28 protein-coding genes are annotated in these 25761 nt (G+C 61.7%); 15 read left to right on the plus strand and 13 right to left on the minus strand.

What is annotated here, in order from left to right; all coding sequences use genetic code 11:
* Window positions 1-2: 2 nt before the first annotated feature.
* From urtD to ureG, 14 genes are all read left to right on the plus strand, one after another.
* Window positions 3-758: an urea ABC transporter ATP-binding protein UrtD gene (gene urtD / locus H6M51_RS14495; RefSeq protein WP_185810524.1), complete on the plus strand. Its 756-nt coding sequence runs from the start codon at window positions 3-5 to the stop codon at window positions 756-758.
* 261 nt (window positions 759-1019) lie between these two features.
* Window positions 1020-1715, plus strand: coding sequence for an urea ABC transporter ATP-binding subunit UrtE (gene urtE, locus H6M51_RS14500; protein ID WP_185810525.1), 696 nt, complete (start codon window positions 1020-1022; stop codon window positions 1713-1715).
* Between the two features lie 96 nt (window positions 1716-1811).
* Window positions 1812-2939 (plus strand): PHB depolymerase family esterase, encoded by a 1128-nt coding sequence (locus H6M51_RS14505; protein ID WP_185810526.1) that lies wholly within the window; start codon window positions 1812-1814, stop codon window positions 2937-2939.
* A complete protein-coding gene (locus tag H6M51_RS14510; protein ID WP_185810527.1) occupies window positions 2882-3700 on the plus strand; it encodes an urease accessory protein UreD in 819 nt (272 codons plus the stop codon). The genes H6M51_RS14505 and H6M51_RS14510 overlap by 58 nt, the downstream gene beginning before the upstream one ends.
* Before the next feature lie 21 nt (window positions 3701-3721).
* Window positions 3722-4024: an urease subunit gamma gene (locus tag H6M51_RS14515; RefSeq protein ID WP_006725821.1), complete on the plus strand. Its 303-nt coding sequence runs from the start codon at window positions 3722-3724 to the stop codon at window positions 4022-4024.
* A gap of 11 nt (window positions 4025-4035) precedes the next feature.
* Window positions 4036-4341, plus strand: a complete 306-nt coding sequence (locus H6M51_RS14520; protein ID WP_185810528.1) for an urease subunit beta — start codon at window positions 4036-4038, stop codon at window positions 4339-4341.
* 24 nt (window positions 4342-4365) lie between these two features.
* On the plus strand, window positions 4366-4794 hold the full coding sequence (locus tag H6M51_RS14525) for a lysozyme inhibitor LprI family protein (RefSeq protein ID WP_185810529.1): 429 nt from the start codon (window positions 4366-4368) through the stop codon (window positions 4792-4794).
* A 33-nt stretch (window positions 4795-4827) separates the two neighbouring features.
* Window positions 4828-5457, plus strand: a complete 630-nt coding sequence (locus H6M51_RS14530; protein ID WP_246780529.1) for a Urease operon accessory protein — start codon at window positions 4828-4830, stop codon at window positions 5455-5457.
* A gap of 5 nt (window positions 5458-5462) precedes the next feature.
* Window positions 5463-7175 (plus strand): urease subunit alpha, encoded by a 1713-nt coding sequence (gene ureC, locus H6M51_RS14535; protein ID WP_185810531.1) that lies wholly within the window; start codon window positions 5463-5465, stop codon window positions 7173-7175.
* Window positions 7175-7858, plus strand: a complete 684-nt coding sequence (locus tag H6M51_RS14540) for a TIGR02117 family protein (RefSeq protein WP_185810532.1) — start codon at window positions 7175-7177, stop codon at window positions 7856-7858. The genes ureC and H6M51_RS14540 overlap by 1 nt, the downstream gene beginning before the upstream one ends.
* Window positions 7859-8070: 212 nt before the next feature.
* The gene (locus H6M51_RS14545) at window positions 8071-8925 is read left to right on the plus strand and encodes a GGDEF domain-containing protein (protein ID WP_185810533.1); all 855 of its coding nucleotides are present in this window, start codon (window positions 8071-8073) and stop codon (window positions 8923-8925) included.
* A gap of 65 nt (window positions 8926-8990) precedes the next feature.
* Window positions 8991-9476 carry an urease accessory protein UreE gene (gene ureE / locus H6M51_RS14550; RefSeq protein WP_185810534.1) on the plus strand — a complete coding sequence of 162 codons (486 nt, stop codon included), beginning with the start codon at window positions 8991-8993 and terminating at the stop codon, window positions 9474-9476.
* Window positions 9477-9522: 46 nt separating this feature from the next.
* Window positions 9523-10155 (plus strand): urease accessory protein UreF, encoded by a 633-nt coding sequence (locus H6M51_RS14555; protein ID WP_246780530.1) that lies wholly within the window; start codon window positions 9523-9525, stop codon window positions 10153-10155.
* A gap of 28 nt (window positions 10156-10183) precedes the next feature.
* Window positions 10184-10795: an urease accessory protein UreG gene (gene ureG, locus H6M51_RS14560; protein ID WP_185810535.1), complete on the plus strand. Its 612-nt coding sequence runs from the start codon at window positions 10184-10186 to the stop codon at window positions 10793-10795.
* A gap of 33 nt (window positions 10796-10828) precedes the next feature.
* Here the strand turns inward: ureG and H6M51_RS14565 are convergent, their stop codons facing one another.
* From H6M51_RS14565 to H6M51_RS14605, 9 genes are all read right to left on the minus strand, one after another.
* A complete protein-coding gene (locus tag H6M51_RS14565) occupies window positions 10829-11512 on the minus strand; it encodes a Crp/Fnr family transcriptional regulator (protein ID WP_348644497.1) in 684 nt (227 codons plus the stop codon).
* A 425-nt stretch (window positions 11513-11937) separates the two neighbouring features.
* The gene (locus tag H6M51_RS14570; protein WP_185810537.1) at window positions 11938-15261 is read right to left on the minus strand and encodes an efflux RND transporter permease subunit; all 3324 of its coding nucleotides are present in this window, start codon (window positions 15259-15261) and stop codon (window positions 11938-11940) included.
* A 14-nt stretch (window positions 15262-15275) separates the two neighbouring features.
* Window positions 15276-16463, minus strand: a complete 1188-nt coding sequence (locus H6M51_RS14575; RefSeq protein WP_185810538.1) for an efflux RND transporter periplasmic adaptor subunit — start codon at window positions 16461-16463, stop codon at window positions 15276-15278.
* A 327-nt stretch (window positions 16464-16790) separates the two neighbouring features.
* Complete coding sequence (locus H6M51_RS14580; RefSeq protein WP_185810539.1) at window positions 16791-17783, minus strand: ABC transporter substrate-binding protein; 993 nt, start codon at window positions 17781-17783, stop codon at window positions 16791-16793.
* A 30-nt stretch (window positions 17784-17813) separates the two neighbouring features.
* Window positions 17814-18680, minus strand: coding sequence for an ABC transporter permease (locus tag H6M51_RS14585; protein ID WP_185810540.1), 867 nt, complete (start codon window positions 18678-18680; stop codon window positions 17814-17816).
* Complete coding sequence (locus H6M51_RS14590) at window positions 18677-19564, minus strand: ABC transporter permease (protein ID WP_185810541.1); 888 nt, start codon at window positions 19562-19564, stop codon at window positions 18677-18679. Before H6M51_RS14590 ends, H6M51_RS14585 begins: the two co-directional genes overlap by 4 nt.
* On the minus strand, window positions 19564-19899 hold the full coding sequence (locus H6M51_RS14595; protein ID WP_185810542.1) for a hypothetical protein: 336 nt from the start codon (window positions 19897-19899) through the stop codon (window positions 19564-19566). The genes H6M51_RS14590 and H6M51_RS14595 overlap by 1 nt, the downstream gene beginning before the upstream one ends.
* Window positions 19896-20300, minus strand: a complete 405-nt coding sequence (locus H6M51_RS14600) for an endonuclease domain-containing protein (protein ID WP_246780531.1) — start codon at window positions 20298-20300, stop codon at window positions 19896-19898. Before H6M51_RS14600 ends, H6M51_RS14595 begins: the two co-directional genes overlap by 4 nt.
* A 265-nt stretch (window positions 20301-20565) precedes the next feature.
* The gene (locus tag H6M51_RS14605) at window positions 20566-21354 is read right to left on the minus strand and encodes an ABC transporter ATP-binding protein (protein ID WP_185810543.1); all 789 of its coding nucleotides are present in this window, start codon (window positions 21352-21354) and stop codon (window positions 20566-20568) included.
* A gap of 124 nt (window positions 21355-21478) precedes the next feature.
* Here H6M51_RS14605 and H6M51_RS14610 point away from each other — a divergent pair, with 124 nt between their 5' ends.
* Window positions 21479-21892, plus strand: a complete 414-nt coding sequence (locus H6M51_RS14610) for a cupin domain-containing protein (protein WP_185810544.1) — start codon at window positions 21479-21481, stop codon at window positions 21890-21892.
* 332 nt (window positions 21893-22224) lie between these two features.
* Here H6M51_RS14610 and hydA read toward each other — a convergent pair whose 3' ends face one another.
* The 4 genes from hydA to H6M51_RS14630 are packed head-to-tail and all read right to left on the minus strand — an operon-like array spanning window position 22225 to window position 25601.
* Window positions 22225-23679 (minus strand): dihydropyrimidinase, encoded by a 1455-nt coding sequence (hydA, locus tag H6M51_RS14615; RefSeq protein ID WP_185810545.1) that lies wholly within the window; start codon window positions 23677-23679, stop codon window positions 22225-22227.
* 12 nt (window positions 23680-23691) lie between these two features.
* On the minus strand, window positions 23692-24027 hold the full coding sequence (locus tag H6M51_RS14620) for a hypothetical protein (protein WP_185810546.1): 336 nt from the start codon (window positions 24025-24027) through the stop codon (window positions 23692-23694).
* A 46-nt stretch (window positions 24028-24073) separates the two neighbouring features.
* Window positions 24074-24298, minus strand: a complete 225-nt coding sequence (locus H6M51_RS14625) for a hypothetical protein (RefSeq protein ID WP_185810547.1) — start codon at window positions 24296-24298, stop codon at window positions 24074-24076.
* Between the two features lie 49 nt (window positions 24299-24347).
* Window positions 24348-25601, minus strand: coding sequence for a Zn-dependent hydrolase (locus H6M51_RS14630; RefSeq protein WP_185810548.1), 1254 nt, complete (start codon window positions 25599-25601; stop codon window positions 24348-24350).
* Window positions 25602-25761 lie beyond the last annotated feature (160 nt).

Raw genomic sequence — 25761 nt, forward strand, 5'->3', positions numbered from 1 at the left:
TGATGAGCGACAAGACCACGTCCAGCCTGCTCTATCTCAACGGTGTCTCCGTCTCCTTCGATGGCTTCAAGGCGCTGAATTCGCTGTCCTTCATCGTCGAACCTGGGGAACTGCGTGCCATCATCGGCCCGAACGGCGCGGGCAAGACGACGATGATGGACATCATCACCGGCAAGACCCGGCCCGACAGCGGCGAGGTCTTCTTCGATGGCGGGAAGATCGACCTGACCAAGAAGGATGAGGCCGAGATCGCCCAGCTCGGGATCGGCCGCAAGTTCCAGAAGCCGACGGTGTTCGAAAGCCATACCGTCTGGGACAATCTGGAACTGGCGCTCAACCGCAAGCGCGGGGTCTTTGCGACGCTGTTCTACAGCCTGTCGTCCGAAGACAAGGCACGCATCGAAGAGATCCTGGAGACGGTCCGGCTCACCCATCGCAAGGACGAGCTCGCCGCCAATCTCTCCCATGGCCAGAAGCAGTGGCTGGAGATCGGCATGCTTTTGGCGCAGGAACCCAAGCTTCTGCTGGTCGACGAGCCGGTTGCCGGGATGACCGATGCCGAGACGGCGGAAACCGCTATTCTCCTCAAGGAAATCGCCAAGACCCGCTCCGTCGTGGTCGTCGAACACGACATGGGCTTCATCCGCGATCTCGGGGTGAAGGTGACGTGTCTGGCGGAAGGGTCCGTGCTGGCGGAAGGCTCGATCGATTTCGTCTCGAATGACCAGAAGGTCATCGAGAACTATCTGGGGCGGTGATCGGATGCTGTCTGACGTTGCCGTTTGGGTACCCCCCTCTGGCCTGCCGGCCATCTCCCCCTCAAGGGGGGAGATCGGTATTCGGCCGGCCGCTCATGCCCTGATACCTCGCGCCATGGGCGCACGAAAACTAGAAACATATCCAGCGGTCCCTTCGGTCTGCGGCATTGGCCGTCGTCCGATCTCCCCCCTTGAGGGGGAGATGCCCGGCAGGGCAGAGGGGGGTATCGTCCGGACCCTCACCGCCAGCGGAGGTCTACCATGCTGACAGTCGAAAACGTCAATCTCCACTACGGCGCAGCCCAGGCCCTGCGGGGCGTCTCGATCCATGCCGAGATGGGCAAGATCACCTGCGTTCTCGGGCGAAACGGGGTCGGCAAGTCGTCGCTCTTGCGCGCCATAACCGGCCAGCATGCGGTGTCTGCGGGCACGATCACCTTCAACGGAACCAAGCTCAACGGCATGGCGCCGTTCAACCGGGCGCGCAACGGCATCGGCTATGTGCCGCAGGGGCGCGAGATCTTTCCGTTGCTGACGGTCAAGGAAAACCTGGAGACGGGCTATGCCCCGCTCGACCGCAAGGATCGGTTCATTCCCGACGATATCTTCAGCCTGTTTCCGGTGCTCGATTCGATGCTGTCGCGGCGCGGCGGTGACCTTTCCGGTGGCCAGCAGCAGCAGCTGGCGATCGGGCGGGCCATGGTGACGCGGCCGAAGATCCTGGTGCTGGACGAGCCGACCGAAGGCATCCAGCCGTCGATCATCAAGGATATCGGCCGCGCCATCCGCTATCTGCGCGACACGACCGGCATGGCGATCCTGCTCGTCGAGCAGTATCTCGATTTCTGCCGGGAGCTTGCCGATCACGTTTACATCATGGATCGCGGCGAGATCGTGCATCAGGGCGCGGCCGAGACGCTGGATACGCCGGAAGCGCGCCGCCACCTGACCGTGTGATTTTGCAAGACAGGGTTGATGATTTATTAGCGAAGTCGGGTTGATGCTGGAGTCTCGCGTGGTATTTTGCGCGCATCTGCGAACAGAAGGCACATCATGACGACCAGCACGGTATTCCCACACGTGCGGGCACGCGGCGTATTTCGCGTGGTCGCGGGGCTCTTTCTCTTTGGTATTTCGAGCGCTGCCGCCCAGGCCGCTGGTTGCGGCGAACCGGTCACTCCCGGACAGTACAACCTCACCTTTCAGTCCGACGGCATCGATCGGGAGGCAGTCTATGTCATCCCATCGACCTATACGGGCAAGAAGAAGGTTCCGCTGGTCCTCGACTTCCATGGCTCGAACAGCAATCCGACGGTTCAGCTTGGCCGCAGCCACTGGAACGAAGTGGCGGAGCGCGAGGGCTTCGTGGTCATGGCACTTGCGGGCAGCCTGAAGGGGGAGTTGCCCAATACGCATGCCTGGAACGTGCCCGGTGTCACCAAGGGCGATGGTGCTGATGAGTCGCTGGCGATCCGCGATCTGCTCGGCCTCGCCAAAGAGAGGTTCTGCATCGACGCCACCAAGGTCTATGCCTCGGGCTATTCCGGTGGCGGACGCATGCTGTCGCAATATATCTGCAACGGCTTCGGCGACTTTGCCGCCGCCGGCTTCGTCATGGGCCTGCGTGCAGGGACCCCTGTCGAGGAAAACGGTGTGTGGCGCCCGCGCCGCGAAAGCTGCCAGCCCAGCCGGCCTGTCTCGATCATCGCATTCTCGGGCAAGAAGGATCACGTCAACCCGTTCGAAGGCGGTGGCCGGGCCTATTGGCGCTACGGTGGCGAAGTGGCGCTCAACCGCTGGGCCGAGCTGAACGGCTGCGAGACGCGCGCTGCCATCGAGACGGGTAAAAATGCAGACGTGGCGACCTATGCCGGCTGCCGTGCCGGCACCAGCGTCGTCTCCTACGTGATTGCCAGCGCCGACCATGCCTGGCCGGCCCGTACGGTGCGCTTCCGGCTCGCCTCCAACGGCGACAAGGCGATCCGCGAGGTTGATGCGACCGATAGAATGTGGGAGTTCTTCAAGGCCTCTGGCGGCGAGATGATTGCGACGGTCGCGGTTGATGCTGCCTGTGGCGACAAACAGAAAACCGCCGCGATCAGCGATGGCGGGCAGGGGACAAGGTGCACGCTAACAAGCAAACCAGACAGCAACGCGCCCGTGGTGTCGGACGACTTGTGACGAAGTCGCTCGGCGGGCGCACGCGCATCGCCGAGCTTTATCAGGAAGGGGCGGCGAAGATCCGCCTTCCCGAAAGCTTCACCAACGAACTCGAGGCGGTGACGATCAACACCGCCGGCGGCATCACCGGCGGTGACCAGTTTGATTGGAATTTCCGGGCCGGGCCCGGCTGCTTTCTCACCGCAACGACCCAGGCCTGCGAGAAGATCTACAAGGCCTCCGCTGGCACTGGTCAGATCACCACACGCATCGAGGTGGGGGAGGGCGCCCGGATGCATTGGCTGCCACAGGAAAGCATTCTCTTCGACAATGCGTCGCTCACCCGTCGGCTGGAGGTTGATCTTGCTGACGATGCTGAATTCCTCGCTGTCGAGGCTATCCTGCTCGGGCGCAAGGCCATGGGCGAGGCGATGAATGCCGGGCTCGTGCGCGACCGCTGGCGGATCCGCCAGGGCGGAAAGCTGCTGCATGCCGAAGAGCTGAAATTCGAGGGTGATGTGGCAGGGCTTGTGGCATCCCCGGCGGTGCTTGCCGGACGCGTCGCCTTTGCTACCCTCATCTTCGTCAGTCCGCGCGCCGAGGCGCTGATCCGCCCAATTCGTGAGCAGATCGGTGAAGAAATGGGCGGCGTAAGTCATTGGCAAGGCAAGCTTGTTGCCCGTGTCGCCGCCGCTGATGGCTTTGCCCTGAGAAAAATCCTGATCCCGATCATTTCGGCCTTGCGTGAGGGCGCGTCTGTGCCAAAAGTCTGGACTCTCTGACGATCACGGATTGGAGCACGCATGAATCTGACGCCGCGGGAAAAGGACAAACTGCTGATCGCGATGGCGGCCATGGTCGCCCGGCGGCGGCTCGAACGGGGCGTGAAGCTCAACTATCCGGAAGCGATCGCGCTGATCACCGACTTCGTCGTTGAAGGCGCGCGTGACGGCCGGGCCGTGGCCGATCTCATGGAGGCGGGTGCGCATGTCATCACCCGCGACCAGGTGATGGAAGGCATCGCCGAGATGATCCACGACGTGCAGATCGAGGCGACGTTTCCCGACGGTACGAAGCTCGTCACCGTTCACGAACCCATTCGCTGAAGGAGAGGCCCATGATCCCCGGTGAAATCATTGCAGCACCTGGTGAAATCGAACTGAATGCCGGCCATCCGACCGTCACGATCGAGGTGTCGAACAGCGGCGACCGCCCTGTGCAGGTGGGCAGCCACTACCATTTCTACGAGACCAATGCCGGACTGATCTTCGAGCGTGAAAAGACGCGGGGCATGCGGCTCGACATTCCGGCTGGAACGGCCGTGCGTTTCGAGCCCGGCCAGACTCGGCAGGTGACGCTGATCCCGCTGTCGGGCAAGCGCGAGGTCTACGGTTTTCGCCAGCAGGTCATGGGCAGCCTCTGAGATGAAGGGGCCAGGGGAGCGGTTATGGGGCGAGCGATGAACTGGAGCGTGATCCTGATGCTGTGCGGTTGCGTATTGCTGCAAGACGCGCCGGCCTCGGGTGAGGACGTGCGGGACGTCGATTGCAACAATGCCCAGACCCAGGCCGACATGAACCAATGTGCGGCCGATGACTTTCGACAAGCCGATGCCGCCATGAACGCCCAGTGGGCCGAAACGCGGGCCGCCATGCTGGCATGGGACAAGGCCTCGCCACCTTCGGACGACAATGGGGCCGCCAAGCGGCTTCTGGCTTCGCAACGTGCCTGGCTCGCTTATCGCGACGCGGCCTGCGATGTCGAAGGTTACTCGGCCGAAGGCGGTTCGATGCAGCCTTTGATGATTTCGTCCTGCCTTGCGGAGCTGACGAAGCGCCGTACGGAAGAGCTGAAATCGCTGGTCGGGCTCTATTGAGGGTTTGACGCGATGGCTCGGGCGAGACAGATCATGATCGTGGGCAATGGACCGGTTGATGCGGGGGCTGCCCCCCTGATCGACGCGGCCGATCTCGTGATCCGCTTTAATGGCAGCCGGAATTTTGGTGCGGCGGGCCGCCGTACCGACATCATCGCCGTCTGCAACACCGGTCGTCCTGGGGCTCAAATGCTTGCCGATCCCGCCTGGCGCGATAGCGAAGCGGTGAGCCGTACCGCTGAGATCTGGTCGGTGCGTGATCCCGACAAATTTGCCGACCTGAAGCCGCAGCTTGCGGTCAGCCATCCGGAACTCGATGATTTCTGCGACGACTACACAGACGGTTTCGCGACCTTTGCCACGGCCAACGGCAAGCGCCACCGGATCATCCATCGCAATGTTCACGAAGCGCTGGATGCGTCTCTCTTGGCTCTCGGTGCCGAGCCCTATGTCGTGCCGTCGAGCGGCATGGTGGTGATCGAGGCTCTGCTGTCCGATCCAGATCACGCCGACGACACCATCATTCTCGCCGGTTTCGGCCATAGCGGCTGGGACGGCCATCCCTTCGATGCGGAGCGTCGACTGGTGGACCGCTACATCGCCAGCGGTCGCGTCATGCGCCTCATACCTCTCTTTGCTTCCTCCCTCGCCCAAGGAACCTGACGCCCATGTCCTACAAGATGTCCCGCGCCGCCTATGCCTCGATGTTCGGTCCGACCACGGGCGACAAGGTGCGTCTTGCAGATACGGAGCTGTTCATCGAGGTGGAGAAGGACTTCACCAGCTATGGCGAAGAGGTGAAGTTCGGCGGCGGCAAGGTCATCCGCGACGGCATGGGCCAGAGCCAGGTGACGCGGGCGAACGGCGCCGTCGACACCGTCATCACCAATGCGCTGATCCTCGACCACTGGGGCATCGTGAAGGCCGATATCGGCTTGAAGGACGGCCGGATCGTTGCGATCGGCAAGGCCGGCAATCCGGACACGCAGCCGAACGTCAACATCATCGTCGGTCCGGGCACGGAGGCTATTGCCGGCGAGGGCAAGATCGTGACCGCCGGCGGCATGGACGCGCATATCCACTTCATCTGCCCACAGCAGATCGAGGAGGCGCTGATGAGCGGCCTCACCTGCATGCTCGGCGGCGGCACGGGGCCGGCGCATGGTACACTGGCCACCACCTGTACGCCGGGGCCCTGGCATATCGCGCGGATGATCGAGGCAGCCGATGCCTTCCCGATGAACCTCGCCTTTGCCGGCAAGGGTAATGCATCGCTGCCGGGTGCGCTTGAGGAAATGGTGCTGGGCGGCGCTACTTCTCTCAAGCTGCACGAGGACTGGGGCACGACGCCGGGCGCCATCGATTGCTGCCTCTCGGTCGCCGACCAGTATGACGTGCAGGTGATGATCCACACGGATACGCTGAACGAAAGCGGCTTCGTTGAGGACACCGTTAATGCCATCCGCGGCCGGACGATCCATGCTTTCCACACCGAAGGGGCAGGCGGCGGGCACGCGCCCGACATCATCAAGATCTGCGGCCAGCTCAACGTCATTCCGTCATCGACCAATCCGACGAGGCCCTACACGGTCAACACGGTGGCCGAGCATCTGGACATGCTGATGGTCTGCCATCACCTTTCGTCGTCTATCCCCGAAGACATTGCCTTTGCTGAAAGCCGTATCCGCAAGGAAACGATCGCTGCCGAAGACATCCTGCACGACATCGGTGCCTTCTCGATCATCTCGTCCGACAGCCAGGCCATGGGTCGCGTCGGTGAAGTCATCATCCGTACGTGGCAAACGGCGGACAAGATGAAGCGCCAGCGCGGCGCGCTGCCGTCGGAGACCGGCGACAACGACAACATGCGTGCCAAGCGCTATGTCGCCAAGTACACGATCAACCCTGCGATTGCCCATGGCGTTAGCCATGAGATCGGTTCGATCGAAGTCGGCAAGCGCGCCGACCTCGTCATCTGGAACCCGGCCTTCTTCGGCGTGAAGCCGGACATGGTGGTGCTCGGCGGCGTGATTGCCGCTGCTCCCATGGGCGATCCGAATGCGTCCATCCCGACGCCGCAGCCTGTGCACTACCGCCCGATGTTCGGCGCCTATGGCAAGGCACGCACGAACTCTTCCGTCACCTTCGTCAGCCAGGCCGCCCTCGACGCCGGTCTCGGCAACCGTCTCGGGATCGCCAAGCAATTGGTCGCGGTTAAGAACACGCGTGGCGGTATCTCGAAGAAGTCCATGATCCACAACGACTTGACGCCGCATGTGGAAGTGGATCCGGAGACCTATGAAGTCCGCGCCGATGGCGAGCTGCTTACCTGCGAACCGGCGACCAAGCTGCCGATGGCGCAACGGTACTTCCTGTTCTGATGCGCTTTGCCTTTCAGTTGATGAAATGGATGGGCGGCCTGCTGGTCGCCCTTTTCGTTGCCCTGGCCATGGGTGTGTTTGTTCCCCGGCCTTTGACCGCGCCGGCAGAAGCTGCCGTTCAGGGCGAAACGCAGATCCTGCTGCTTGCCAATCCCATCCACACGGACATCGCTTTGCCTGTCGATGACGAGGTGCGGGCGGCGTTTGCGGATCTCGCCTTGGACGGCCTGCCGGTCGACATGCCAGGCGTCGAGTACCTCGTCTTCGGCTGGGGTGGGCGGTCCTTCTATGTGGAGACGCCGACCTGGGGCGATATCCGGCCGCTGCCGGTGTTGAAGGCGCTGACCGTCGATCGCTCCGTGCTGCATGTCTCTGTTGCCGGGCCGATCGATCCGACGCATCCGTCCATCCGCCCGCTAACGGTGACGAAGGAGGGGCGCAGCCGGATCATTGCAGCGATACGCGAGAGCTTCAGCCGTCACGAAGGAATGCCGGTTGCCATTCCAGGTGCTGCCTACGGATTTGATGACGCCTTCTTCGAGGCCCATGGGGCTTTCAACGCTTTCATCGGCTGCAACACCTGGACCGCCGCCATATTACGTGCGGGCGGGATTCGTACCGGCTGGTGGACGCCGCTGCCGCAACTGCTCGATCTCTCCCTCGATTTGCACCGGGATGCCTGAGCGTCTCCGGTCAGTATCGACAGCCTCGATCTCCCGATGGAGTGTAGTGAGCAGCGGTTGATTATTCTGTCGTATGCTCGCGTTGATTGTGTTCTGGTCTTTTTTCGGGTCTTTGCCGATCAATCTGCAGATCCATTGCATTTGAGCGATTCCATTAGGATTTGGCCAACCGACGCAGCCTAAGTCGTTAGCTGTGCATGGGGGAGCAGGCTGTGAGTCGCATCGGCAGAGCGCTTTGGCGGCAGATCGAAACGGGGCAATTCGAAAGCCCTGCGACCATCCGCAGTTTTGCGCTTCAGGTCAGCTTTCGCTCCGTCATCGCCACCAGCCTCGCTGGGTGTCTTCTGTTGCCTGTCCTCTATGCTGCAGCCTTCGTATCGATCCCGATCGATGAGATGGTGCGATTGATGGTCGCCTTTTCCTGGCTATTTGCTGGCGTGCTTTCAGGCGGGCTCGCCTTCGTCACGGGCCACGTCATTCGCGATCTCCTGCGCTCGCGCCGCGAGTTCGAACAGTTGAGCCGGACCGACAGCTTGTCCGGTCTGGCCAACCGCCGTGCGTTCAACGAGACGTTTTCGAACCTGAAGCTCGAGGGGTCTCTGGTGATCCTCGACATCGACAGGTTCAAGTCGATCAACGACCGTTTCGGTCATCAGGCTGGCGACCGGGTCATTCAGGCCATTTCCGACGAGTTTCGGGATGTTTTTGGCAAAGCGAATGTCGTCGCGCGACTTGGCGGCGAGGAGTTCGGGGTGGTCCTGTCCGATGGCACGATCGAGGAGCGGCTTTGTCTGGTCGAGGAGGCCCGTCGGCGGGTGGCGGCAAACAGCGTCAGCTTCGGTGACACCAAACTCTTCGTGACCATCTCTGCCGGCGTGGCCGAGATACGGGTCGGTCGGCCGGCGGAGGTTACCTATGCCTGGGCCGACAAGGCGTTGTATCTCGCCAAGCAGAGCGGCCGGGACAGGGTCATGCACGAGAATGCACTGGCGATCCTCGATCATGCTCTGCACGATCATGCTCCTGATGATGCACGGCTTTTTGCTGCGATCGGACAGCGCGACTGAAGAACAATCTTGCCGTTTGCCCTATTTCTGTGCATGGTTCAAAAAACAGCCATGTCGGAGTTTTCATGCAGCGCGCGACGTCTTTCAAACCTGCCGGGTTCATAACCGACGCGCCTGATGGAGTGGTGGTCCTTCCGCATGAGGGACGGCATTTGCGGCGCAAGCTGCTGCATCTCGACAATGGCGAAATGGTCATGCTCGATCTCAAGGAACCGGTGCTGTTTCATCACGGGGACCGGCTGATTCTCGACGATGGCTCAACAATCGAGATTCAGGCCGCGGAGGAGAGACTCTACGAAATTCGCGCACGCGATACCCTTCATCTGATTGAACTCGCCTGGCATCTCGGCAACCGACATCTCGCCGCGCAGATCAACTTGGATCGAATCCTGATCCTGCGTGATCACGTGATCCGCGACATGCTGATTGGTCTTGGTGCCGAGGTCAGCGAAGTGGTGGAGCCATTCCAACCGGTGCGTGGTGCCTATCATGCCCATGGCGGCCATGGATCGCATGGCGGGCATCACGATAACGGGCATGGTCATGGCTGACATCGCGCCACAAACCTTCGCGGGGCGACAGGCGTTACTCCGGTTGATGGCATGGCTTTCCCCGGCTTTCCCGGTCGGTGGCTTCTCCTATTCGGCGGGATTTGAAAGTGCTGTCGTCGAAGGGCATGTCGCTGATGGCGATGATGTCGAGGGCTGGCTTGAGGCGCTGCTGAACGATGGCGGAATGCGCAATGATGCGATCCTGCTCTCCCGAGCGCATCATGGCCAAAGTCAGGGCGAGGACCTCGATGAGCTGATGGCCCTTGCAACAGCGCTGGCCGGATCGGCAGAGCGGCATGCGGAGGTCACCAGGCTCGGCGAGGCCTTCGTGAAGGCAGCAGCGGCCTGGCCGCATCCTGTCATCAATGACCTGTCGGGACCGGTGCCCTATGGCATCGCCGTCGGCGCGGTGGCGGCTGCCCATGGGGTGGGTGTCACGGACGCGCTCGCGGCTTTTCTGCATGCGCAGGTTTCGCAATATGTGTCTGTGTCGATCCGTCTCGGCGTCATCGGGCAGGCGCGAGGCGTGGCGATCCTCGCCGCGTTGGAGGGGCCGATCCTCGATGCGGCTTCGAGGTTTTCCGAGCTCGGGCTCGAAGACCTGGGATCTGCGACCATCGTCGCCGATACGCTCAGCATGCGCCACGAAGCGCAATACTCACGACTGTTCCAATCCTAGGCGAAAGCGCTCACACAGGACGAAGATGATGAAATCGAAGAATGGTCCCCTTCGCGTCGGTATCGGTGGACCGGTCGGGTCCGGCAAGACCGCGCTGACGGAGAAGCTGTGCAAGGCCATGCGCGACGACTACTCCGTTGCCGTCGTCACCAACGACATCTATACGCGCGAGGATGCCGATGCGCTCATCCGCATGCAGGCCTTGACGTCCGATCGTGTTGTCGGCGTCGAAACCGGGGGGTGTCCGCATACGGCGATCCGCGAAGATGCTTCGATCAACCTCAAGGCCATCGCTGATCTGAATGCACGCATCCCCGATCTCGACGTCGTGTTCATCGAATCGGGCGGTGACAATCTCGCGGCAACCTTCTCGCCGGATCTCGCCGATATCACGCTCTATGTCATTTCCGTCTGCCAGGGGGAGGAGATCCCGCGCAAGGGCGGGCCTGGTATCACCCGATCCGACCTGCTGATCATCAACAAGACCGATCTTGCCCCGCATGTCGGAGTCGACCTTGAGGTGATGGAGCGCGATGCCGGACGGATGCGACTCGAACGCCCGTTCGTCTTCACCGACCTGAAGCGCGGCAATGGGGTCGACCGGATCGTCCGTTTTCTGCAGCAGAGTGGGGGGCTCTGAGCGGCACGAACAGTAGCGTCGACAAGGCCTGCGTCAGATCTGCTTCAGCGCGTTGACGTCACTGATCTGTATCGTGCGGCCACGCACGACGACACCGCACCGCTTGAGTGCCGAAAACGCCCGCGACAGCGCCTCTGGTGCCAGACCCAGCTTGCCCGCAAGCAGGCTCTTCTGGAACGGCAGCCGGATCGAGGCTGCACCGCCATCGGTGTTGCAATGGGTGAGGAGATAATGGGCAACACGCTGCGGCGCTGTCTGCAGCCGGTCGTTTGCAATGCAGTCCATGGTCGTGCGCAGATGATCTGACAGACAGCGGATGATCGCCTTCGCCACATCGGTCTCATGCTCGGCAAGGGCGCGAACGCGCTGCAAGTCAAAGCGCGCAAGGGTGACGGGTTCGGCAGCCTGCGCGTTGTATAGATAGCGATCACCGAGGGCCAGCAGGCATTCGGAGAAGGTATCGCCCGGGCCACAGATGCGGATGTCAGCCTCGCGGCCATCCTTGTTGAGGCGGTAAAGACGGACATAGCCGGTGAGCACACTGTAGAAGCAGTCGGCAGGCTCGCCCTCGCGGAAGAGCACGTCGCGCCCCTCGTAGTTGGAGATATGGGCAATCTCCATCATCGAGGCCATCGCTGTCGGGCCCAGTTGGGACAAGAAAGAGGTTCGCAGAAGCGTGTTCTTGTCGCGTGTGTTCAGTCTCAGGATCTTGTTCACGGTCGTCACGGCTCCCCATCCAGATCTCGGTCCAGGCATGCACCGCTGCGGTCGTCGCTTCACCTTTATGGTCCCGCTGCCCAACCGGGCCGGGTCGCATATGCGCGTCTCCTGCAGGTCCGGGTGAATGTGCCCTTTCCAGTCCGGTCAGATTATCGCGCTTCGGGGAAGCGTGGATTGATTTCGATCAAATGGCCATCGGCATATCACGATTGGCGAAATCAAGCGTGAAGCCCGGTGGCGCTGTCTTTCTGCTTTGCCGGTGTCGGCGTTCAGACGTTCGGCCACCGGAGCATTGCCGGTGACAAACGGGATCCCCTGAAATGTGCTTCTACGCAATCCGGACGCAAAACCGATGATGCAGTTTTGCTGGACCTGCTGCAAAACAGATCGGCCGCCCGTGGGCGGCCGATCAGGCGGTTCGATCACTCCGCAGCGAGCGGTGGTAGGTTGACGACGTTGCCTTTTCCGTCGCTCTTGCGCGATACCGGCTGGCTCCTCTCGACGGCAGCCACACGTTTCTCCATGGCTTCCAGCGCCTGCACGTTCTTGCGGGCCAGGAAGGACAGGACTTCCGGGGTGAGCGGCTCCTCTTCTTCCTCCTTCTTGCCGACGAAGCGGCTGAAGATCCAGCCCAAGAGGCGGGAGACGTCGTCGAGGATCAGGAAGAAGGCCGGCACGACCACGAGGCTCAGCACCGTCGAGACGATGATGCCGCCGATCACCGCGATTGCCATCGGCGCGCGGAACGAGCCGCCTTCGCCGACGCCAAGCGCTGAGGGCAACATGCCCGCCGACATTGCGATCGAGGTCATAATGATCGGGCGGGCGCGCTTGCGGCCGGCTTCGACCATGGCCTCCAGGCGATGCATGCCCTGACGACGCATTTCGATGGCAAAGTCGACCAGCAGGATGGCGTTCTTCGTCACGATGCCCATCAGCATCAGGATCCCGATGAGGACGGGCATGGAGAGTGCGTTGTTCGTCAGGATCAGCGCGACCGCCACGCCGCCGATCGCCAGCGGCAGCGAGAACAGGATGGTGAAGGGCTGGATGACGTCCTTGAAGAGCAGGATCAGCACCGTCAGCACCAGCAAGAGGCCGAGAATCATCGCGTTGACGAAGCTCTGCTGCATCTCGGCCTGGATCTTGGCGTCCCCGCTTTCGGCGAGACGGACGCTTGCCGGGATATCGGCATTTTCCACCGTCGTGCGGAAGGCTGCCGTTGCTGTGTCGAGGGCGACGCCCTGTGGCAGGCCAGCCCCGATCGACACGACACGGTTGCGGTCGTTGCGCTTGATCGACGAGACACCTTCCGCATAGTCGATGTCGGCGACACTGGACAGAGGCACCGTCGCTCCGCTTGACGTACGCACCTTGAGCGCGCGGATCGCGGCGAGATCCGTGCGCAGGTCGAGCGAGGCCTGAACGCGGATCGGGATCTGGCGGTTGTCGAGCGAGATCTTCGGCAGGGCCGCGTCGACGTCGCCGATGGTCGCCACACGAACCGTCTGGGCAATGTCCTGGGCGGTGATGCCGAGGCGGGCTGCCTCGTCTGCCCGCGGCCGAATCTGCAGTTCGGGACGGGGCAGGGCACCGTCGGCGCTGACGTTTGCGAGTTCGGGCACCTGGCGAAGCTTCGCTTCGAGAATGCCGACGGCCTGGTTCAGCTCTTCCTCGTTCTTGGAGAGGAAGTTGAAGGTGATATCGCGCTCGCCGCGGTCGTTGAGCTTGGTGATGCGGATATCTGCGATGCCGGCGAGCTTGGTGAAGACCTCTTCCTCAATATCCCATTGCGGTCGGATACGGCCGTTCTCGGGCAGCTTCGGGAGATAGTCGCCAATCAGCGGAATGCCGCCGAGGCCCTTGTTGACGAGGGTCTTGGCCAGCGAGTGCTCGATGCGATCGAGATTCATCGTCACGCTGGCGCGGCGCAGTTCGCGATCCCCGCGGGGCGAGGAGCCGCCGAGGATGAAGATGCTCGCGACGTCGGGCACGTCCTTGATCGCGGCATAGATCTCGTCCGTCTTGCGCTCGGTCTCGTCGAGCGTTGCGTTCGGCGGAAGCTCGACAGAGAGAACGATACGGCCTGCGTCTTCCGGCGGGATGAAGCTGCCGGGAACGCCGGCGAGAAGGATGATCGAACCGATCAGAAAGGCGATGGCCGCAATCAGCGTGCCGAGCCGTGAATACCAGCGGCGCGTCGTGAAGCGCACGAGCTTCGTGTACAGCTTCAGCGGCAGGCTGTCGTTGTCGTGATGGTCGTCCATCGCGTCTTCGGCCCGCATGAGATAGGCGGCCATCATCGGGGTGATGAGGCGTGCCACAAGCAGAGAGAAGAAGACGGAGAAGGCAACCGTCAGGCCGAACTGGATGAAATACTGGCCCGGAATCCCCGGCATGAAGGAGACAGGCACAAAGACCGCGATGATGGTGAACGTCGTCGCGATGACAGCGAGACCGATTTCGTCCGCAGCTTCGATCGCTGCCCGATAGGGCGTCTTGCCCATCTTGATGTGGCGGGCGATGTTTTCGACCTCGACGATCGCGTCGTCGACGAGAATACCGGTCGCCAGCGTCAGCGCCAGGAACGAGACGAGGTTCAGCGAGAAGCCCATCATGTCCATGACCCAGAAGGTCGGTATGGCGGACAGCGGCAGCGCCACGGCGGAAATCAGGGTCGCACGCCAGTTGCGCAGGAAGAGCAGAACCACGATGACGGCCAGGATGGCACCCTCGATGAGAGTGTGCATGGCGGCTTCGTAATTGCCGTAGGTGAAGTATACCGAGTCGTCGATCATCTCGATCTGGACGTCCGGGTTTTCTGCGCGAACCGTTGCCAGGCTTTCCGCGACCGTCTCGGCAACTGTCACTTCACTGGCACCCTTGGCGCGGAAAACCGCGAAGGAGACGACCGGCTTGCCGTCGTGACGGGCGAAGGACTTCTGCTCCTGATAGGTGTCGATCACGCGGCCGAGGTCGGACAGTTTGACAAAACGGCCGCCGGGCAGGGCGATTGTCGTGTTGGCGAGGCTTTCCACGTCGCGGTTGTCACCCAGCGTACGGATCGACTGTTCCGCGCCGGCAACCTGACCGCGACCCGAGCCGAGATCGACATTGGTACCCTTCAACTGGCTGGAAATGTCGGATGCGGTGACGCCGAGTGCATCGAGCCGGTTCGGGTCGAGTTCCACGCGGACCTCGCGGTCCGAGCCACCGTAGCGGTCGACGCGCCCGATACCAGGCTGACCCTGCAGGGCGCGCTTGATCGTGTCATCGACGAACCAGGAAAGCTCGGCCAGGTTCATGTTTGGCGAGGAAACAGCAAAGCTCTGGATCGCCTGGCCTTCGACGTCGATCTTGGCGACGATCGGTTCGTCCACGGATGCAGGCAACTGACCGCGGATCCGGTCGATCGCGTCCTTGACGTCCTGGACGGCCTGTTCGGTCGGCACTTCCATTCGGAACATGACAACCGTCTGGGACTGCCCGTCCGTGACGGTCGAATTGATTTCGTCGACGCCGGTGATCGATGCCACCGCGTCTTCGATTTCCTTCGTTACCTGGCTTTCGAGCTCAGCCGGTGAGGCGCCACTCTGGGCGACCGTGATGGCAACCAGCGGAACGTCGATGTTCGGGAAGCGGGTGATCGGCAGCGCGTTGAACGACTGGATGCCGACGACGATCAGCAGGAAGAAGGCCAGGATCGGCGCAATCGGATTGCGTATGGACCATGCAGAGAAGTTCATGGCGTCGTCGCCCCTCAGTTGGAAACGCTGCTGGTTTCTTCCACCGGATTGATCCGGTCGCCGTCTCGGACAAAGACGCCTGCCTTGGCAACCACCTTGTCCCCTTCGCTCAGGCCTTCGATGACCTGGATGAGGGCGCCGTCCTGAATGCCGGTCTTGATCTCGACCATTTGAACCGTGCCGTCTTCCACTTTGCGGACCGTCGTCTTGCCACCTTCCGTCGTGATCGCCGACAGAGGAAGTGCCACGCCGCGGGCCTCGGCTACAGTGATTGCCGCGCTGCCAAACATGCCTACGCGGGCGGCGGCATCATCATCGAGTGCAATGTGGACCGAACCGAGGCGTGTCACCGGATCGATGATCGGCGATACGAGGCGGATGGATCCTGTCAGCGGTTCCGTTCGTCCGGCAACGGAGATCAGGGCCTTCTGCCCCTGCTCGAGGCGAAGGATATCACGTTCCGTCACCTGTGCCACCAGCTCGATCTGGCCGTCACGAATGACGGTAAAAAGCGGCTCACCTGCGCCCGATGCAATTGCACCAATGCGGGCATTGCGGACGGATATGGTGCCGGACACGGAGGACTTCACTTCGGTGCGGGCCAGGCGCAGATCGGTGTCGGCGATCTGGCTGTCAACAACCTTGATATCGGCCTCGGCCACAGTGATCGCCTGACGGGCGGTCTCGATGCGGGCGGTGGCGCTGGCAAGCGAGGTTTCCGCCTGTTCCTTTTGCGAGGTCGAGACGGAACCGGATGAGGCCAGCCGCGTTGCACGGTCAAACTGACGCTGTGCCTCCTTGAGGCTCGCTTCGGCTTCGACGAACTGGGCCCGATACTGGGCCAGGGCTGCTTCGGCCTTGGCGCGGTTCGCGACGAGCTGGCTACGCTGAAGGACGAGGGTGTCCTCGTTGAGGCGTGCCACGACCGCATCCGCCTGGACCGTGTCGCCCACGTCGGCCTCCAGTGACTTGATCTGCAGGCCTTCGACCTGAGGCTGGACCTGGACCTCCTCGACGGCCCGAACGGTTCCCGTCGCGACGACCCTGTCCACCAGATCGCGGCTTTCGGCAGGGGTGACGATAATCGCCGGAAGGTTCTGGGCCGGAGCGGGTGCGGCCGCCGGTTCCTGCGCGAATGCGACCGAGGCCGACAGCGACAGTGTGGCGGCGATCAGCACCGCCGTTGCGCGCGTTTGAAACATGAGTCCCTTCCCAAAGAACGATAGTCGCAGATCTCGCCTTTATACGTGACGGAGGACCGTTCGGCTCACAGCCGTGGTGCTCCCAGACAATAACACGCGTCTTCACATTTACGGCATCAGATATTCTCCACGAAGAGGTGGGGGATGAAAAAACGCCTTGCAAGAGCCGCAGCATGCGAATCTCTTCTGCATCGCACAAATTGTTCGAGTTCGAACGATAGTGTTGCGCAAATGCCAGTCCAAAGCGCTGAATTGATAGGTGAAACCTACAAAAAAGGGCATGGGGATCGCTCCCCATGCCCGGTCTCGATTGTGGTCCGCCTGGTTTTACTTGAGGGCCGCGTCGGTGATCTCGGTCGTGAAGGCGCCGGTCGGCTCCTTGGTGATGACCGGATCGGAACCGCCGCCAAGCAGCGTCTTGACCGTGCGATCATAGTCGGCCTTGTCCAGCGCGCCGTTCGAGCCGGCGGTCAGCTTGGCGACTTCGCCCATCATGCGCTTCTGGTGCTGTTCGGTCTGGGCGCCCGAGGCATCATTCTCGAGCACGATTTCGGCAGCTTCATCCGGGTTGGTTTCAGCGTATTTCCAGCCCTTCATCGACGCGCGGACGAACTTGACCATCTTTTCCTTGAAGGCCGGGTCGGCGAGCTTGTCTTCGAGGACATACAGGCCATCTTCCAGGGTTGCCACGCCTTCGTCTTCATACTTGAAGGTGACAAGTTCCTCCGGCTTGATGCCGGCATCGATGACCTGCCAGTACTCGTTGTAGGTCATCGTGGAGATGCAGGCGGCCTGTTTCTGCAAAAGTGGATCGACGTTGAAGCCCTGCTTCAGCACAGTGACGCCGTCCGGCGAGCCATCGGTCTTGATGCCGAGTGTGCTCATCCAGGAAAGGAACGGATACTCGTTGCCGAAGAACCAGACGCCGAGCGTCTTACCCTTGAAGTCTTCCGGCTTGGTGATGCCGGTTTCCTTGAGACAGGTCAGCATCATGCCCGAGGATTTGAAGGGCTGGGCAATGTTGACGAGCGGCACGCCCTTCTCGCGTGTGGCAAGTGCCGACGGCATCCAGTCGACGATCACGTCAGCGCCGCCACCGGCCAGAACCTGCGGGGGAGCGATATCGGGGCCGCCAGGCTTGATTTCGACGTCCAGGCCTTCCTCCTCGTAGAAACCCTTGTCCTTGGCGACATAGTAGCCGGCGAACTGGGCCTGGGTTACCCATTTCAGCTGGAGGGTCACCTTGTCGGCGGCGGCGGCCTGCATGGCGGTCAGCGAGACCGCTGCAGCCAGTAGAAGGGATGCGAGTTTGACAGTCATTTCAGTTCCCTCTTTTCTTGTTAGTCCAATTCACGTCCGTCCACCACGGACGGACGGATGCCAGAAGGTGACCCGGCGTTCTGCCAGTGCCACCAATCCGTAGAAGACCGAGCCGGCGAGTGCGGCAACCGCAATCTCGGCCCAGACCATGTCGACATTCGAGCGTCCAACCTCTGTCGAGATCCGGAAGCCCATGCCGACAATCGGGGTGCCGAAGAACTCTGCCACGATCGCACCGATGAGCGCGAGGGTGGAGTTGATCTTCAGGGCATTGAAGATGAAAGGCCATGCGGCGGGTAGGCGCAAGCGCACCAGGGTCTGCCACCAGGAGGCGGCATAGGTGTGCATGAGGTCGCGCTCCATGTGGCTGGCCGAAGCGAGCCCCTGCACCGTGTTCACCAGCATCGGGAAGAAGGTCATGATGACGACGACGGCCACCTTGGACTGCCAGTCGAAGCCGAACCACATGACCATGATCGGAGCGATGCCGACGACGGGGAGAGCTGACACAAAATTCCCAATCGGCAGCAGGCCTTTCTGCAGAAACGGCGAGCGGTCGATGAGGATCGCGACGATGAAGCCCAGACCGCAGCCGGCGACATAACCGGTCAGAACCGATTTGAGGAAGGTCTGCTGGAAGTCCGCCCAGAGGATGTCGGTGGAGGTGACAATCCGGGCCCAGATCATCGAGGGGGCTGGCAGCAGGATCGAGGGGATCTCGAAGCCGCGCACCACGCATTCCCATATGACCAGCAAAGTTGCCCCGAAGATCAAGGGCACGATGAGCGCGATGGTGCGCTTGGTCGATGCATCCTTCGGGCGCTGTCGGACGAGCCACTCGTTGAGACCCCAGGCGCCGAGCCAGAAGATGACGGCGAAGACGAGATAACCGTTCATGGCTTGACCCCCATGCGAGCGAGCACCCGCGTATGGGCCATGCCGACGATCGAGACGAGCAGGGCGGCCAGGCCCGCCGCCATGAAGAGGGCTGCCCAGATCTGGATCGTCTGGCCGTAATAGGAACCGGAGAGCAGACGCGCACCGAGACCGGCGACGGCACCCGTGGGCAATTCGCCGACGATGGCACCGACCAGCGAAATGGCGATCGCCACCTTCAGCGAGGTGAAGAGATAGGGCATCGAGGCCGGCCAGCGGAGCTTCCAGAAGGTCTGCGACTGACTGGCATTGTAGGTGTGCATCAGATCGAGCAGCAGGATGTCGGGGCTGCGCAGGCCCTTCACCATGCCGACGACAATCGGGAAGAAGGAAAGATAGGTCGAAATCAGCGCCTTGGGCATGAGGCCTGAGATGCCGATGGAATTCAGAACCACGATGATCATCGGCGCGATGGCAAGGATCGGAATGGTCTGGGATGCGATCACCCAGGGCATCAGCGATTTGTCCATGGCCCGGTTATGGACGATGGCGATGGCGAGCACGATGCCAAGCACGGTGCCCATGGCAAAACCCGCGAGCGTTGCCGAGAGCGTGATCCAGGCATGGTAGACCAGGCTGCGCTTGGAGGTGACGGCCTTGTTGATCGTCGTATCCCAGAGCTCCACGACGATCTGGTGCGGTGCCGGCAGAACCGGGCGCTCCTGCGCGAAGGTGCGTTCGACCACCTGGCTGAAGGTGATGTCTTCATTGGCACGGGCCGCCTGGTCGCGCACGAAAGGTGCGTTCAGATAGACGACGAAGACATGCCAGATGACGAGGATCGCCAGGATCACCGTGAGGACCGGCAGAATGCGGTCACGGAACGGGGAGGGGGCAGCCTTCATCAGGCACCTCCTTTCGCGGGATAGAGCATCAGGGCCATCGACAGGACACCCAGCGCCACGCCCGCCGTCTGTACGGCGCTCAGGCGCTCGCCGAAGACAAAGAAGGCGATGACGTTGATGAGGACCAGTTGGGCAATGGCGGAGGCGGAGATCGCGAGCCCCAGCCCACCCTCGCGCATCAGCTTCACCATCATCAGGTTGCCGACGCAGTAGAGGGCAAGCGAGGCCAGGAGTACCCAGAGCTTGCCGTTGTCGACATAGGCACGTGAGACGGTGGCGGCACCGAGGAAGGTTGCCATGGCGGCTCCCAGCCAGAGCAGGAAGGTGGGGTTCATGGGGTGGCCTTCTTCAGAAGATGTGCGATGGAGGCTTCGATTGTCAGATAGACATGGTCTGGATTGTCGATCACCAAGTCGTTGGCGAAGCGCAGCAGTTTGAAACCTTGTGACTTCATGAAAGTGTCCCGATGCAGATCGTGCATCCGCCCTTCATCTGTTTCGTGGCTGTGTCCATCGACCTCAACAACGATACGTGCGGCAAGCCGGGCGAAATCGGCGATGTAGGGTCCGATGGGTGTTTCCCTGCGAAAGCGAGCCCCGCGCGGACGGAAATCACGGAGTATGTCCCACATTTCGCGCTCCGCCTTTGTGAGTTCGGAGCGCAAAGTGCGGGCGCGTTTGCGGGTCTTCGGGTCGATGTTGGAATGCGGCATCTGGTTGTGCCTTCCATCGATCATGGTGTGAGCAGTTGCCCCTCCCCAACCCCTCCCCACAAGGGGGAGGGGCTTTCCCGCCGCCCTCGTGCTCAACGAAATCCTCCGCTGATGGCCCCCGCAAGGCCAGAGCAATGGCAAGCATGATCTGTGCCCCAACGTGGGCGTCATGCTGAGGTTAGCCACTCGCTGATGCGTTGCTGGCTGGGTGCGAGCGGTGCCCCGGGCGCCAAAGCCCCTCCCCCTTGTGGGGAGGGGTTGGGGAGGGGTCTTCTTCCTCAACGAACCACTATTCCTCATAAGAATGCCCCGCCTTCAGGCCCTCGCGCACCCGATGCGCGATCTCGAGGAATTCTGGCGTCTCTCTGATATCGAGAGGGCGTTCCTTCGGCAGTGTCGATTCGATGATATCGGTCACCCGGCCCGGACGCGGGCTCATGACGACGATCTTGGTCGAGAGGTAGACGGCTTCGGGGATCGAGTGGGTGACGAAACAGATCGTCTTGTTGGTGCGGGCCCAGAGCTTCAGGAGCTCGGAGTTCAGGTGGTCGCGCACGATTTCGTCGAGCGCGCCGAAGGGTTCGTCCATCAAAAGCAGGTCGGCGTCGAAGGCGAGCGCGCGGGCGATCGAGGCGCGCTGCTGCATGCCGCCTGACAGCTGCCAGGGGTATTTCTTGGCAAAGCCCGAGAGGTTGACCAGCTCCAGCGTCTGTTCGATGCGCTTCTTCTTCTCCGCTGCACTGTAGCCCATGATTTCGAGCGGGAGCGCGATGTTGTTCTCGATCGTGCGCCAGGGATAAAGGGCCGCTGCCTGGAAGACATAACCATAGGACCTTGCCTTGCGGGCGTCCTCCGGCGTCAGGCCATTGACCGTGATCTCGCCACCGGTGTGCTTTTCCAAGTCGGCGATCACGCGCAGGAACGTGGTCTTGCCGCAGCCGGAAGGACCGATGAAGGAAACGAAGTCGCCCTTCTTCACCTCCAGATTGACATTGGACAAGGCATGGACCGGTCCGTCATTGGTCTCGAAGGTGAGGCTGAGATTCTTGGCCGAGACGACCGAGTAGGGTGCATTCATGCGCTTGGACCGATCGGGTTTGTTGCAAAGGTTTGTCGCCTCTTGCATTCTTTGGACATGCGATCGCTCGGGAGAAGCGATCCGGGCGTGGCGGGCTTGCCGCCGGAGAAAAAGGGACAAGACCATGGACGCATCAGCAAAACCCACCTGCCGTATCGTGAAGCCCGGCCATACCTATGAGGGCAAGCAGGGGCTGAGCTATTTCGAGGGGATAGCCGCCGAGACAGTCGGCTCGAAGGGTATCTGCATGCATGTGCTGACCATGCCGCCGGGTGCGCGCGCCAAGGCGCATCTGCATGAGAGCCACGAGACGGCGATCTACATGCTCTCCGGACAGGCGCATACCTGGTATGGCGAGCGGCTGGAGAACCATGTCGTGGTTCATGCCGGCGAGCTTTTCTACATTCCAGCCGGCGTGCCTCATCTGCCGGCGAACCTGTCGAATGCGCCGTGCACGGCGATCATCGCGCGCACCGACCCGAACGAGCAGGAAAGCGTCGTCCTGCTGCCGGAGCTGGATAGGCTGGTTGAGGTGTGAGTGACCTCTTCTCCCCAGCGGGGAGACGGTGGCGCGTAGAGCCGGATGAGGGGGCGCGGAGCGTGCCTGTTCGCTGGTGTCTCTGACGTCGGCGCTTGGGTTACCCCCCTCTGTCCTGCCGGACATCTCCCCCTCAAGGGGGGAGATCGGACCCCGCATCGGTTTTGCCCTCCTAACACCGTTTGCCTTGCCACTATCGATATTTTGAGACCAGTGAGAAAGAACAGATGAGGTTTGGCGAGCGGCGAGCCGCCTCCGATCTCCCCCCTTGAGGGGGAGATGCCCGGCAGGGCAGAGGGGGGTAACAACACGCGCCAACGCCATCGACCTGCTCACACCCCCGTCGCCGGAATGCCCGTGCGTTCCACCTTGCGCGGGGCGACCAGTTCCTTCCAGGTCGACAGCGCCTTGGAAACCGCGGGGAAGGGCTCGCGCTTGATGAACTTGCCGTGGCCCTCGCGGGTCTTCACCGCACTTTCCTCGATCGCGACGTAGCCGCGGGTGAGCGTGTAGCGCGGTAGGCCAGTGACTTCCTTGCCTTCGAAGACGTTGTAGTCGATCGCGGACTGCTGGGTCTTGGCGGAGATGGTCTTCGAGCGCTTGGGGTCCCAGACCACGAGGTCGGCATCGGCGCCGACAAGCACGGCGCCCTTCTTCGGGTAGATGTTGAGGATCTTGGCGATGTTGGTCGAGGTGACCGCGACGAATTCGTTCATCGTCAGGCGGCCGGTTGCCACGCCATAGGTCCAGAGCATGGGCATGCGGTCTTCGAGCCCGCCGGTGCCGTTCGGGATCTTGGCGAAGTTGCCCACGCCGAAACGCTTCTGTTCTGAGGTGAAAGCGCAGTGGTCGGTGGCGACGACCGAGAGCGAGCCTGACTGCAGGCCGGCCCAGAGTGAATCCTGGTGCTGCTTGTTGCGGAAGGGCGGCGACATGACGCGGCGGGCGGCGTGGTCCCAGTCCTTGTTGAAATATTCGCTTTCGTCGAGCGTCAGGTGCTGGATCAGCGGCTCGCCATAGACGCGCATGCCCTTCTGGCGGGCGCGGCGTATGGCTTCATGCGCCTGTTCGCAGGAGGTGTGCACGACATAGAGCGGGACACCGGCCATGTCGGCCAGCATGATGGCCCGGTTGGTGGCTTCGCCCTCGACCTCAGGCGGACGGGAATAGGCGTGCGCCTCCGGACCGTTATTGCCTTCGGCCAGCAGCTTTGCCGTCATCGAGGCGACGACGTCGCCGTTTTCGGCATGCACCATCGGCAGCGCGCCAAGCTCGGCGCAGCGCTGGAACGAGGCGAACATTTCATCGTCATTCACCATCAGCGCGCCCTTATAGGCCATGAAATGCTTGAAGGTGTTGATGCCGCGATCCTGAACGACCGTCTTCATTTCATCGAAGACGCGCTCGTTCCAGCCGGTGATCGCCATGTGGAAGGAGTAGTCGGCCGTGGCGCGGGAGGTCTTGTTGTCCCACATCTGGAGAGCTTCGAGCAGCGACTGGTCGGGGGCGGGCAGACAGAAATCGACGACCATAGTCGTGCCACCGGAGAGGCCGGCGCGCGTTCCGCTTTCAAAGTCGTCGGCGGAATAGGTGCCCATGAAAGGCATTTCGAGATGTACATGCGGATCGATGCCACCCGGCATGACGTAACAGCCGGCCGCATCGAGCACGGTATCGCCGGAGAGGTTCGGCCCGATCTCGACGATCACGCCCCCCTCGATCTTGACGTCAGCCTTGTAGGTCAGATCGGCGGTGACGATCGTGCCGCCCTTGATGACTGTGGTCATTGGCCTTGCTCCCTATTCTTTCAAAGGGTCCAGAGGCCCTTCGTTTCTGTGATGACGCTTGTTGTGGATGGTCGGGGCTGTAACATGGACAGGCACCTCGAAGCTGACGCGGCTCACCGTCTCTCGAGCGACGGAGCCCTTCAAGTCTCCAAAGGAAAGAACGGATATGCCGCCACCGCCTTCTGCGTTGACGGTTACCGCTACCCCGAATTTCACGTTCTGAGCACCGTCCTGACGGATCCAGTTAACGTAGCCTGGAGCTATATAAAGCAATGAGGTTTCCTGGGCGTCCGCCACGCCCTTTCTGATATCCAGTAGGGATTGTTTAACGAATTCATCCAGCTTCATGAGTGGCCTCCTGAAGCTTTTTGGATTGTACTGTGATTTACGGATGCTACACGTCGACGAGATCCAGACGTTTCTCGATGCGCGACAGGCGCTCATCCAAACGGTCGAGACGATTGGAGAAGCCGGCATTCTGGGCCGTAAGGCCACCGACCTGGTATTCGAGAACGCCAAGGCGGGCCTTGACCTCTGACATGTCATCGGAGAGCCGATCCATCTTTCCACGGATCGCGCGAAGATGCTCAAGTACCAGATTGTCGGTTGACGAGGACATTTTCGATGCTCCATCGGCCCTGATGCAACCGAACATAGCGCGAAAGTGTTCACCCGACAATCTCCGCGGTCTCCAGCACGGCCCGCAGCAGCACGTCGCAGCCGGCGCTGGCCCAGTCCTTGGAAATCTCCTCGGCCTCGTTGTGGGAGAGGCCGTCCACGCAAGGGCACATGATCATGGTCGATGGCGCCACCTTGGCGGCCCAGCAGGCATCGTGGCCGGCGCCGGAGATGATGTTCATGTGGCTATAACCAAGGTCTTCCGCCGCCTTGCGAACGGAGGCGACGAGTGTCGGGTCGAAGGTGACCGGATCGAAATGGCCGACGGCCTCGATGGAACAGCCGACACCGAGGGCCGCACAAATGTCGGCTGCCTCCTTCTCGATCCTCGCGCGCATGCCGTCGAGCTTGGCCTGTTCCGGCGAGCGGATGTCGACGGTGAAGATGACCGTGCCGGGCAGGACGTTGCGGGAATTGGGAGAGAACTTCACCTGGCCGACGCCGCCGACGCAGCCCGGCTGGTTGTCCATGGCAACCGTCTGGACCATTTCCATGATGCGGGCCATGGCAAGGCCTGCATTGACGCGGTGGTTCATCGGGGTGGAGCCGGTATGGGCTTCCTTGCCGGTCAGCGTGAATTCCAGCCACCACAGGCCCTGACAGTGTGTGACCACACCGATCTGCTTGTTTTCGGCCTCAAGGATCGGACCCTGCTCGATATGATACTCAAAATAGGCGTGCATCTTGCGGGCACCGACCTTTTCGTCGCCGACCCAGCCGATGCGCTTCAGTTCGTCGCCGAAGGTCTTGCCCTCCATGTCCTTGCGGGCATAGGCGTAATCCTGGGTCAGCACGCCGGCGAAGACGCCGGAGGCGAGCATGGCGGGTGCGAAGCGGGCGCCTTCCTCATTGGTCCAGTTGGTGACGACGATGGGATGCCTGGTCTTGATGTTGAGGTCGTTCATCGAGCGCACGACTTCAAGACCAGCCAGTACACCGAGCACGCCGTCATACTTTCCGCCGGTGGGCTGCGTGTCGAGATGAGAGCCGACATAAACGGGCAGTGCGTCGGGATCGGTCCCGGGGCGAGTCATGAACATGTTGCCCATGGTGTCGACGCCCATGGTCAGGCCTGCATCCTCGCACCAGCGCTGGAAAAGGCGACGGCCCTCGGCATCCTCGTCCGTCAGGGTCTGGCGATTGTTGCCGCCGGCAATACCGGGGCCGATCTTCGCCATCTCCATGAGCATGTCCCACAGCCGATCGCCGTTCACGCGAAGGTTGGTGCCGGGTTGCGCCGTCATTGCAGATCCTCACCTGTTTTCTGGGACCCGGATCTTCCGCCCGTTCCCCTTGTTCCCGGGGTCAGCAACAGCGACTTGTCTTTGTCTTTTCCGCTGTCGTATCGGCAGTTGCCTTTATTTGACATCTGTCCAATAATTTGACCGACTGGTAAAACAGTAC

The organism is Rhizobium sp. AQ_MP (genome assembly GCF_014237835.1).
GTDB lineage: Bacteria > Pseudomonadota > Alphaproteobacteria > Rhizobiales > Rhizobiaceae > Allorhizobium.

What these genes read in the sequence shown, in the direction of transcription:
- H6M51_RS14570 (WP_185810537.1), bottom strand. Translation starts at nt 15,261, where the DNA reads ATGAACTTCTCTGCATGGTCCATACGCAATCCGATTGCGCCGATCCTG.
- H6M51_RS14515 (WP_006725821.1), top strand. Translation starts at nt 3,722, where the DNA reads ATGAATCTGACGCCGCGGGAAAAGGACAAACTGCTGATCGCGATGGCG.
- H6M51_RS14540 (WP_185810532.1), top strand. Translation starts at nt 7,175, where the DNA reads ATGCGCTTTGCCTTTCAGTTGATGAAATGGATGGGCGGCCTGCTGGTC.
- H6M51_RS14575 (WP_185810538.1), bottom strand. Translation starts at nt 16,463, where the DNA reads ATGTTTCAAACGCGCGCAACGGCGGTGCTGATCGCCGCCACACTGTCG.
- H6M51_RS14595 (WP_185810542.1), bottom strand. Translation starts at nt 19,899, where the DNA reads ATGAACCCCACCTTCCTGCTCTGGCTGGGAGCCGCCATGGCAACCTTC.
- urtE (WP_185810525.1), top strand. Translation starts at nt 1,020, where the DNA reads ATGCTGACAGTCGAAAACGTCAATCTCCACTACGGCGCAGCCCAGGCC.
- H6M51_RS14505 (WP_185810526.1), top strand. Translation starts at nt 1,812, where the DNA reads ATGACGACCAGCACGGTATTCCCACACGTGCGGGCACGCGGCGTATTT.
- H6M51_RS14585 (WP_185810540.1), bottom strand. Translation starts at nt 18,680, where the DNA reads ATGAACGGTTATCTCGTCTTCGCCGTCATCTTCTGGCTCGGCGCCTGG.
- ureC (WP_185810531.1), top strand. Translation starts at nt 5,463, where the DNA reads ATGTCCTACAAGATGTCCCGCGCCGCCTATGCCTCGATGTTCGGTCCG.
- urtD (WP_185810524.1), top strand. Translation starts at nt 3, where the DNA reads ATGAGCGACAAGACCACGTCCAGCCTGCTCTATCTCAACGGTGTCTCC.
- H6M51_RS14625 (WP_185810547.1), bottom strand. Translation starts at nt 24,298, where the DNA reads ATGTCCTCGTCAACCGACAATCTGGTACTTGAGCATCTTCGCGCGATC.
- H6M51_RS14525 (WP_185810529.1), top strand. Translation starts at nt 4,366, where the DNA reads ATGGGGCGAGCGATGAACTGGAGCGTGATCCTGATGCTGTGCGGTTGC.
- ureE (WP_185810534.1), top strand. Translation starts at nt 8,991, where the DNA reads ATGCAGCGCGCGACGTCTTTCAAACCTGCCGGGTTCATAACCGACGCG.
- H6M51_RS14630 (WP_185810548.1), bottom strand. Translation starts at nt 25,601, where the DNA reads ATGACGGCGCAACCCGGCACCAACCTTCGCGTGAACGGCGATCGGCTG.
- ureG (WP_185810535.1), top strand. Translation starts at nt 10,184, where the DNA reads ATGAAATCGAAGAATGGTCCCCTTCGCGTCGGTATCGGTGGACCGGTC.
- H6M51_RS14600 (WP_246780531.1), bottom strand. Translation starts at nt 20,300, where the DNA reads ATGATCGATGGAAGGCACAACCAGATGCCGCATTCCAACATCGACCCG.
- H6M51_RS14520 (WP_185810528.1), top strand. Translation starts at nt 4,036, where the DNA reads ATGATCCCCGGTGAAATCATTGCAGCACCTGGTGAAATCGAACTGAAT.
- H6M51_RS14590 (WP_185810541.1), bottom strand. Translation starts at nt 19,564, where the DNA reads ATGAAGGCTGCCCCCTCCCCGTTCCGTGACCGCATTCTGCCGGTCCTC.
- H6M51_RS14620 (WP_185810546.1), bottom strand. Translation starts at nt 24,027, where the DNA reads ATGAAGCTGGATGAATTCGTTAAACAATCCCTACTGGATATCAGAAAG.
- hydA (WP_185810545.1), bottom strand. Translation starts at nt 23,679, where the DNA reads ATGACCACAGTCATCAAGGGCGGCACGATCGTCACCGCCGATCTGACC.
- H6M51_RS14605 (WP_185810543.1), bottom strand. Translation starts at nt 21,354, where the DNA reads ATGAATGCACCCTACTCGGTCGTCTCGGCCAAGAATCTCAGCCTCACC.
- H6M51_RS14610 (WP_185810544.1), top strand. Translation starts at nt 21,479, where the DNA reads ATGGACGCATCAGCAAAACCCACCTGCCGTATCGTGAAGCCCGGCCAT.
- H6M51_RS14580 (WP_185810539.1), bottom strand. Translation starts at nt 17,783, where the DNA reads ATGACTGTCAAACTCGCATCCCTTCTACTGGCTGCAGCGGTCTCGCTG.
- H6M51_RS14555 (WP_246780530.1), top strand. Translation starts at nt 9,523, where the DNA reads ATGGCATGGCTTTCCCCGGCTTTCCCGGTCGGTGGCTTCTCCTATTCG.
- H6M51_RS14530 (WP_246780529.1), top strand. Translation starts at nt 4,828, where the DNA reads ATGATCGTGGGCAATGGACCGGTTGATGCGGGGGCTGCCCCCCTGATC.